The 8015-nt window shown below is 40.0% G+C and carries 6 protein-coding genes; 5 read left to right on the forward strand and 1 reads right to left on the reverse strand.

All coding sequences use genetic code 11. From position 1 onward, the window contains the following. Positions 1-394 precede the first annotated feature (394 nt). Positions 395-1900 carry a 4-alpha-glucanotransferase gene (malQ, locus tag ACP6PK_RS18240; protein ID WP_426561467.1) on the forward strand — a complete coding sequence of 502 codons (1506 nt, stop codon included), beginning with the start codon at positions 395-397 and terminating at the stop codon, positions 1898-1900. A gap of 323 nt (positions 1901-2223) precedes the next feature. On the opposite strand, the gene ACP6PK_RS18245 is transcribed toward malQ, so the two are convergent. Next, entirely contained in the window at positions 2224-3393 is a 1170-nt protein-coding gene (locus ACP6PK_RS18245; RefSeq protein ID WP_426561469.1) for a transaldolase, read from the reverse strand. 922 nt (positions 3394-4315) lie between these two features. Here ACP6PK_RS18245 and ACP6PK_RS18250 point away from each other — a divergent pair. The 4 genes from ACP6PK_RS18250 to ACP6PK_RS18265 all read left to right on the forward strand — a co-directional run. Then, the gene (locus ACP6PK_RS18250) at positions 4316-4660 is read left to right on the forward strand and encodes an RNA polymerase sigma factor (protein WP_426561471.1); all 345 of its coding nucleotides are present in this window, start codon (positions 4316-4318) and stop codon (positions 4658-4660) included. 9 nt (positions 4661-4669) lie between these two features. After that, entirely contained in the window at positions 4670-5470 is an 801-nt protein-coding gene (locus ACP6PK_RS18255; protein ID WP_426561473.1) for an RNA polymerase sigma factor, read from the forward strand. Between the two features lie 591 nt (positions 5471-6061). Continuing rightward, positions 6062-6487: a hypothetical protein gene (locus tag ACP6PK_RS18260; RefSeq protein ID WP_426561475.1), complete on the forward strand. Its 426-nt coding sequence runs from the start codon at positions 6062-6064 to the stop codon at positions 6485-6487. A gap of 1172 nt (positions 6488-7659) precedes the next feature. Next, positions 7660-8015, forward strand: a 356-nt coding sequence (locus ACP6PK_RS18265; protein WP_426561476.1) for an FG-GAP repeat domain-containing protein, incomplete at its 3' end; no start/stop codon positions are given.

Consider the following 8015-nt stretch of genomic DNA (forward strand, 5'->3'; position numbering starts at 1 on the left):
CTGATTTTTTGTCTAATTCTGAGTAAGCGCGATACACTATTGTGCGATCGCTGCCGTATATTTGCTCCAGAATTTGATAATTAAGAATTTTCTGCATAGTTAATTTAATTAAATGTATTATATTTAGATTAATTCTTAATAGCAAAAATTTATCAGGTGAAATAATTACTACTTATAAAGTATAGCTAAATAAATTAGTTTTTGTTTTAAAATCAGCATAAATTCAAGATTCATGCTACTAAAGCAAGGATTATCTTGTAAACTTTTGTGAAATTTAGTGACTTAAAATTATAAAAATTATAATTCCAAAATATTGCTCTCATTTATACTTATATTCGGTTATAAACTGCACAATCTGCTAAAATTCAAGTATTATTGACATATAAAAAATACTATGACTTTTGAACGTGCAAGTGGAATCATACTACACCCCACCAGTTTACCCAGTAGATTCGGTATCGGGGATTTAGGTACATCAGCTTATGAGTTTATTGATTTTCTGGTAAGAAGTGGGCAAAAAATCTGGCAAATATTACCCCTGGGTCCAACAGGTTACGAACATTCCCCCTATACCATGAACTTCAGCGCTTTTGCAGGAAATCCTCTGTTAATTAGTCTGGATATATTGGCACAAAAAGGATTATTAAATCCTGATGAACTCACACCTTTACCCTCAGAAGGCGACCCAGCTTATGGTAGAGTAAATTTTGCCGAAGTCATTCCCCACAAAACCAAATATTTTAAACAAGCTTTCGATCGCTTTAAACAAGCTATTCCTTCCGAATACGAAACCTTTTGTGAAGAACAATCTTACTGGTTAGATGACTATGCTTTATTTATGGCATTGCATGAAGCTAACCCAGACAAAACATGGAATCAATGGGAACCAGGTTTAGCTCGTCGAGAACCCAATGCTTTAAAAATAGCATCTGAAATTCTAAATGATAGTATTGAATATCATAAGTTTTTGCAATTTCAGTTTTTTGAGCAATGGAAAAACCTCCGCCAATGTTGTAACCAGAAAAATATCAAAATTATTGGCGATGTTTCCATTTATGTCTGCCATCATAGTGCTGAAGTTTGGAGTCACCCAGAAAATTTTGAACTCAACCCAAAAACCTTAGAAACTGCATGGAAAGCAGGAGTACCACCAGACTACTTCAGTGCGACTGGGCAATTATGGGGAAATCCTGTTTATAAATGGGAAAACTTGATAAATACTAACTTTGCTTGGTGGATCGAAAGATTCAGAGCAACCCTACAATATGTAGACATCGTGCGGGTTGACCATTTCCGAGGTTTTGAAGCTTTCTGGCGAGTGCCAGCAGGGGAAGAAAATGCTATTAATGGTGAATGGGTGAAAGCACCAGGTTATAAATTGTTTGAAAAATTACGGGAAACTCTAGGAAGTCTACCTATCCTAGCAGAAGATTTAGGAATTATTACTCCTGAAGTAGAAGAAATGCGCGATCGCTTTGAATTTCCAGGAATGCGAATATTATTATTTGCTTTTGGTGGAGATGTAAATAATCCCTATTTACCTCACTGTTACATCAACAACTGTATAGTTTACACAGGAACTCACGATAATGATACTACTCTTGGTTGGTGGTCTAAAGCTACCCAGGAGGAAAAACACCACGTTGCTCGATATCTAGCTTATACTTCTGATAGCGATATCCAAGAAATCAATTGGTCTTTCATACGTTTAGCCTCTTCTTCTGTAGCTGATATGGCAATATTCCCTCTGCAAGATATTCTTTCTCTGGATAACCGCGCTCGCATGAACGACCCTAGTATTAATCCCGGACAGTGGCGCTGGCGCTATACCACGTCAGAGCTTTTAAGTCAAGAATTGAGCGATCGCTTACGACATATAACTCAACTTTTCCATCGGTAATTTAAAAGGGGTTTGCTTACCAAACCCCTTTTGAAGCCAATAACTTTTCTACAGCGAATGTCAGAAAGCCCCTACAGATGGTGTATATTTTCTTATGTTGCGTAAGTCCTGTCGGTAATATCATGTCCGGTAGCATCGGTATTGCAAGTCAGAAGGTAAGGAAAAAGAAAGAAGAAAAGGAAAAACCTTTGTAGGGACGTTCCATGGAACGTCCCTACTGTGGTGTACCTAAGAACAAAAACTGCTGTAAATCAAGAAAAGGGAGCATCCTGCTCCCACTCGCTAAGAATTTAATTGTCTAATTACTGACTGCTATCTGGGGACTAAACCTTTGCCAATTGGAACACAGATCCTAAACCAGATGCCATTTCTTCTGGAGAAATCTTACCATCTTTATTGATATCCATAGCATCAAATACAGCATCAGTTCCAGCCCACTCTTCGCGAGTGATGAAACCATCACCATCTAAGTCATAGATATGGAAAATATCTTCTGCTGCATGAGTGACTCCCTCTAGACGAGTCAATCGATCTGCTAACAGTTTTTCCAATGATTCTAATGCTTTAGAGAAACCTTTAATTCCCTCATCCAGTTTTTGAGATGCCATCCGGTCTTCAACGTGCATCTTATCAAAAGTTTCTTTGTCCATTGTAATTTTTTCTGCATCAGACTGAGCAGCTTTCTCAGCAGAAAGTTTAGTAGGTAACTCACCTGTTGTAGATTCTAACTCACCCAATAATGCAGGTGAAATAGTCAACAAGTCGCAACCCGCTAATTCTGTAATTTCTCCAATGTTACGGAAACTAGCTCCCATAACTTCGGTATTGTAACCGAATTTCTTGTAGTAGTTATAGACCTTAGTCACAGACAATACACCAGGGTCTTCTGCTGGAGGATAAGAATCTCGTCCAGTCTCTTTTTTGTACCAATCTAAAATACGTCCTACAAAAGGAGAAATTAGAGTAGCGCCAGCTTCAGCACAAGCGATCGCCTGGTGCAAACCAAATAGTAGAGTTAAGTTGCAGTGAATACCCTCTTTTTCTAGCACTTCTGCTGCTTTGATACCTTCCCAAGTAGAAGCAATTTTGATTAAGATGCGATCGCGAGAAACTCCAGCAGCTTCATATTGAGCAATTAAATCTCGTCCTTGAGTTATTGTTGCTTCTGTATCGTAGGATAATCTAGCATCAACCTCTGTAGAAACCCGTCCTGGCACAATTTGTAAAATCTTGAGTCCAAAAGCAACTGCCAGTCTCTTAAATGCTAAATTTGCCACATCAGAAGCAGTCGCATCTGGTCCCAGTTCCTGCCTTGCTCCTTTCAAAGTTTCATCCACAATTTCTTGATATTGTGGCATCTGAGCAGCAGCAGTAATTAATGAGGGATTAGTAGTTGCATCCCGTGGCTTAAATTTTTCAATTGCTTGAATATCGCCTGTATCAGCAACCACGATGGTTACTTCTCGTAGTTGTTCGAGCAAATTTTTAGCCATTTGTTTCTCCTTTTGAGAATAAGTTGCTTACTTCTGGTTTACTTAAAAATTACTCTAGAAAACTTCAAGAAAATGTCACTTTATGACATTTTAATATTTAACTTCCTGCATTTCGGTCATATCGGTTTTTTGGCCGTGGGTTTCTACGGCCAATTTATGCCTAAGATTCAACACATCGGCAATCCCATCTTAGGATTTATAGCAATTTAAGCATCAGTTTTATTAGCATATCATAATTAGCTTCAAAATTTCTGTGCCCTAACATACACTATCAAATTGCTGCTATTACTTATGAAATTTATCCTTTCCTTTATAGGTTTAATACTCTATCTGCGGATAAGTTAAGTCACTTGGATGGTTCCTTCGTTTCATAGATAAGGATAATTATTTTCATAGCTATTTTCTCACTTCATATCTAAGCGATCGCTCTTACTTAAGAAAACTTTACCAAAAGTCTCTGAGATGAGATGAACCTGTTATCCAGCCGGTAAAGATATAACACACTATTTTAGCTATATCAGTTTACTAAAAATAGACCTCTCCAGAAAAGACCGAGCAGGAAGAAAGGATTGATAATTTCTGTAGGATAATTAATTTTATTTTTTATTATTGGAGATGTCTAATAATAAAAACGTAGGGGCGGGTTTCGCGTTAAGTTAATAGGGCGACAAATTCTCAGATAAACCCGCCCCATCCCGATGAAAAAGAACTTCTCAGTAAATTCACGGCAATAATTTATGTTTAATATTTACCAAATCTTTAAACTTTTTACCTTGCCAAGTAAAAACTAAATAAGTCATAATATAAAAAAAATATAAAAAAATAAACGACAGGAACTATAATCATTAAATAAGCACTAATTTCCTGTTGAGAGAAAATCAGGGTGCCTACCCAAATATGCTGTTTTGAATAAAAACGTAAAATGTTGGATAGGCACAAAAGGACTGCAGATATTGATTCGATATTTTGGCAACAATGGCAAGAGCATCAAGACTATCTCTACCGTTGCTGTGTCAAATGGATGGGTGGTAACTCCACAAATGCTGAAGATGCTCTGAGTATGGCCATGCTCAAGGCTAGAGAAAAAATACAACAGTGCGCCAAAGCCATTGAGAATTTTAAAGCTTGGTTGACTAAACTAACCTATAACCTTTGTATGGATCTACTTAAGCAGTCTACTTGTTATGCTTCAGAGGTTGAGGATGTAGACTTGGTGATTTATCCTGATGGGGTTTCTCAAGGGGAAAATCCAATTCTTGCTGCGTAGCAGCAAGAATTGGAAAATTTTTTTGGCCTGGCTATTAATGATTTACCCAAGAGAGTACGGGAAACTTTTGTTCTCTATTTTGAGAAACAATACTGTTATCAAGAAATAGCTACAGAGTTAAACATTTCTTACGATAATGTCCGCAAGCGTATTTCTCAAGCTAGGGCTATTTTGCGAAAGAGGTATGAGAAATATAACCAAGTCAGTAGGGGCGAATGGCTATTCGCCCGTACAGTAGAAAGTTCTCCTCCTCCAGAATTGGCAACAGAAATTGTGGCTCCTGAGATATCCCAAGAAGTTGTTTTATCAGAAGAGAAAAGTGAAGCTATTTTAGTTGGCGTTAGTGAATTAGTGTATGAGACTAATGTTAATTATTTAGGAGTCAGGAGTCAGGAGTCAGGAGTCAGGAGGAAAGAAAGAAGAAGAAAGAATAGTAGAGGGAGAAAGTTTTTTGTTTGCGCTTTTATCCAGACAATAAATCATACCGTGTTTCACCAACGCCTTTTAGTTGAGGTAAATGTTGATGAGAAGTTGCCGGAAATAGAGACTTTTAGAAATGGAGAACAACAGTTCCTTGGTGTATCAGTTTTAGTGAAATTACTGAGGAAAACTAGGCAAAAACAGAAAGATCATTTCAGTTATCAGTTGTCAAAAGACTTTAGCCAACCACTTAAGTTAGTTAACAATTCGCCTCCGGAATATTTTGGGCTTAAGATTATCAACCATTTAATCATCAGAGCTTGTAGCGGTTTGCTACGCCCAGAATGTTGTGATAGTAGGGGCGGGTTTCCTCTTAAACTAATAACATGAATATTTAGGGACGGTTTCTTGTAGGGGCGGTTTCCTAGGTCATGCTCCGCAAACGCGAACCGCTTCTACAAATAAGGCCCTCTAGAATACCTTTGACGCAATATGAGTCAAGGGAAATTTGTGGTGGAAAAATGTAGGTTGGGTTTTGTTCCTCAACCCAACACTTACAGCGTTTTTCATTTTGGTAAACCACAGTAGGGACGTTAGCATTTTTGTTATGCAACGTCCCTACTACTGGAGTTTAGACTAAAATTGTGGGTAAAACCTAACCCCCCAGCCCCGTTCCCTGCTAGCGTTGGGGGAGTTTCTCCCCTCTCGGAGCAGGAGAGGGGGAGGGGCTGGGGGGAGAGGTCTTAATTTATGAAACTTACCCACATTTTTAAGCTAGACGGACTACTATAGCGCTACGCATTAAGGTTAGGACATTTCTAAATCCTGTTTGCGCAGCATGACCTAGGAAAATCCTTTAACAGCTTCCTGTTCCCTGTTCCCTGTTCCCTGTTCCCTAGCGCTATACAAAAAAAAATTCACAATTTGTTACCTAAAACAGTCTTACTAATAGAAGACAAAAAAACAATCTTGGAGTTCAAAATGAAAAATACAATTATTCGTCGTTTAACTGTTGTTGGTGGCCTAGTTGTTCTCAATGCTTTGGGTTTTGCTACTGTAGCTCGTGCTGGTGAAGGTGGTATCGCTGGTAGTGCAGCTTTCACTGTTGATGGAACTGCTGTTACAGGTGTGGCTGTGTCTGCTGCGGTAGGTAAGGAAAATGCTTCTGCTGCTGCTTTTAACTACGATGCAACCCAAACAGGGGGTGTGCAGAACTCTGCTTGGGCTTTGGGTAGTGCTGGTATACAGGCATTCACTGGTGTGGGCGACTTTAATGGTTTCGGTGTTACGCCTACTGCAGATGGCGATCGGGCTACTCAACAAGCTAATACCTTTAGTGCGGGAACTGTTACTGTGCAACTTGGTACTGCTGCTGGTGAGGCTGTGATTAATAGTCCACAACCATAGTAGTTGAGTGGGTTGGGTTGAGTGAAAAGTTAGGGAGTTTTTACAGATAGTCGAATCAACCCACCCCCAATGAATATCACCCACCGTGAGGTGGGGCGGGTTCGACAGTTAAGTTCAGAAGTTTTCACCGAAAATTAGGTAAACCCGCCCCCAACCCAACCGAATCATCAAAACGTAGGGGCGGGTTCGACAGTTAAGTTCAGGAGTTTTCACCGAAAATTAGGTAAACCCGCCCCCAATGATATAACCTAGCATCGAGCAGGGCGGGTTTATCTAAATCATTGAGCAACGATGAAAATCTCCGTAGGAACTCCAATGAATATCACCCACCGTGGGGTGGGGCGGGTTTATGTAAATCATTGAGTAGCCATGAAAATCTCCGTAGGAACTCCAATGAATATCACCCACCGTGGGGTGGGGCGGGTTTATGTAAATCATTGAGTAGCCATGAAAATCTCCGTAGGAACCCGCCCCTACTATTGATAGGCTCTGTAGGGGCGGGTTCCACAGTTAACTTAACGAATTTTCACCAAAAATTAGGTAAACCCGCCCTAATGCCCCCAACCCCAGGCAAAAAAACGTAGGGGCGGGTTCGACAGTTAAGTTCAGGAGTTTTCCCGTTGAGTTAGGTAAACTCGCCCCCACCCCAACCGAATCATCAAAACGTAGGGGCGGGTTCGACAGTTAAGTTCAGGAGTTTTCACCGAAAATTAGGTAAACCCGCCCCCAATGATATAACCTAGCATCGAGCAGGGCGGGTTTATGTAAATCATTGAGTAACCATGAAAATCTCCGTAGGAACCCGCCCCTACCATTGAACTCAAATAGTGCATCAGCAAATTAGGCTCTGTAGGGGCGGGTTCCCCTGTTAACTTAACGAGTTTTCACCTAAAGTCAGCTAAACCCGCCCCAAGGAGATAACGCATTACTAGAATATATGGCAATTACAGGGGTTGAAGGGGGCGGGTTTATTTAATCTGATGGTGAACATGAAAATTTCTGCTCGAACCCGCCCCTACTATTGCACAGTTTTAGCTGAAATGTTGGGTTTATCCGTAGGATAAGCTGTCGCTAACATACTTCAACCCAACCTACGAATATCTCAAAAAGCAGCCATCCCTTTATATACTTTTCAAATCTAGTTTATTACAAAGAAAAAGGAGAAACCTAAAATGAGTACACCAAACTTTCTTGCACCTCAAACTAACCCCTTTAACCTAGCAGATGTTGGAGATTACATCACTCCCACCTTTGCCGACCTTGATAATGATGGCGACTTGGATGCTTTTGTGGGAGAAAGTGAGGGCAATATTGTTTATTTTAAAAACACTGGAAGTGTTGGCAACCCTAGCTTTGCAGCACCTGTTTACAACCCATTTAACCTAGCAGATGTTGGGATAGAAAGCAAGCCCGCCTTTGCCGATCTCGATAATGATGGCGACTTGGATGCTTTTGTGGGAGAATGGGGGGGCGATATTGTTTATTTTAAAAACACTGGAAGTGTTGGCAACCCTAGCTTTGCAGCACC

The sequence above is a fragment of the Dapis hubbardiae BLCC-M172 genome, from assembly GCF_050016015.1.
Lineage (GTDB): Bacteria > Cyanobacteriota > Cyanobacteriia > Cyanobacteriales > Microcoleaceae > Trichodesmium.

What these genes read in the sequence shown, in the direction of transcription:
- malQ (WP_426561467.1), top strand. Translation starts at nt 395, where the DNA reads ATGACTTTTGAACGTGCAAGTGGAATCATACTACACCCCACCAGTTTA.
- ACP6PK_RS18245 (WP_426561469.1), bottom strand. Translation starts at nt 3,393, where the DNA reads ATGGCTAAAAATTTGCTCGAACAACTACGAGAAGTAACCATCGTGGTT.
- ACP6PK_RS18250 (WP_426561471.1), top strand. Translation starts at nt 4,316, where the DNA reads ATGTTGGATAGGCACAAAAGGACTGCAGATATTGATTCGATATTTTGG.
- ACP6PK_RS18260 (WP_426561475.1), top strand. Translation starts at nt 6,062, where the DNA reads ATGAAAAATACAATTATTCGTCGTTTAACTGTTGTTGGTGGCCTAGTT.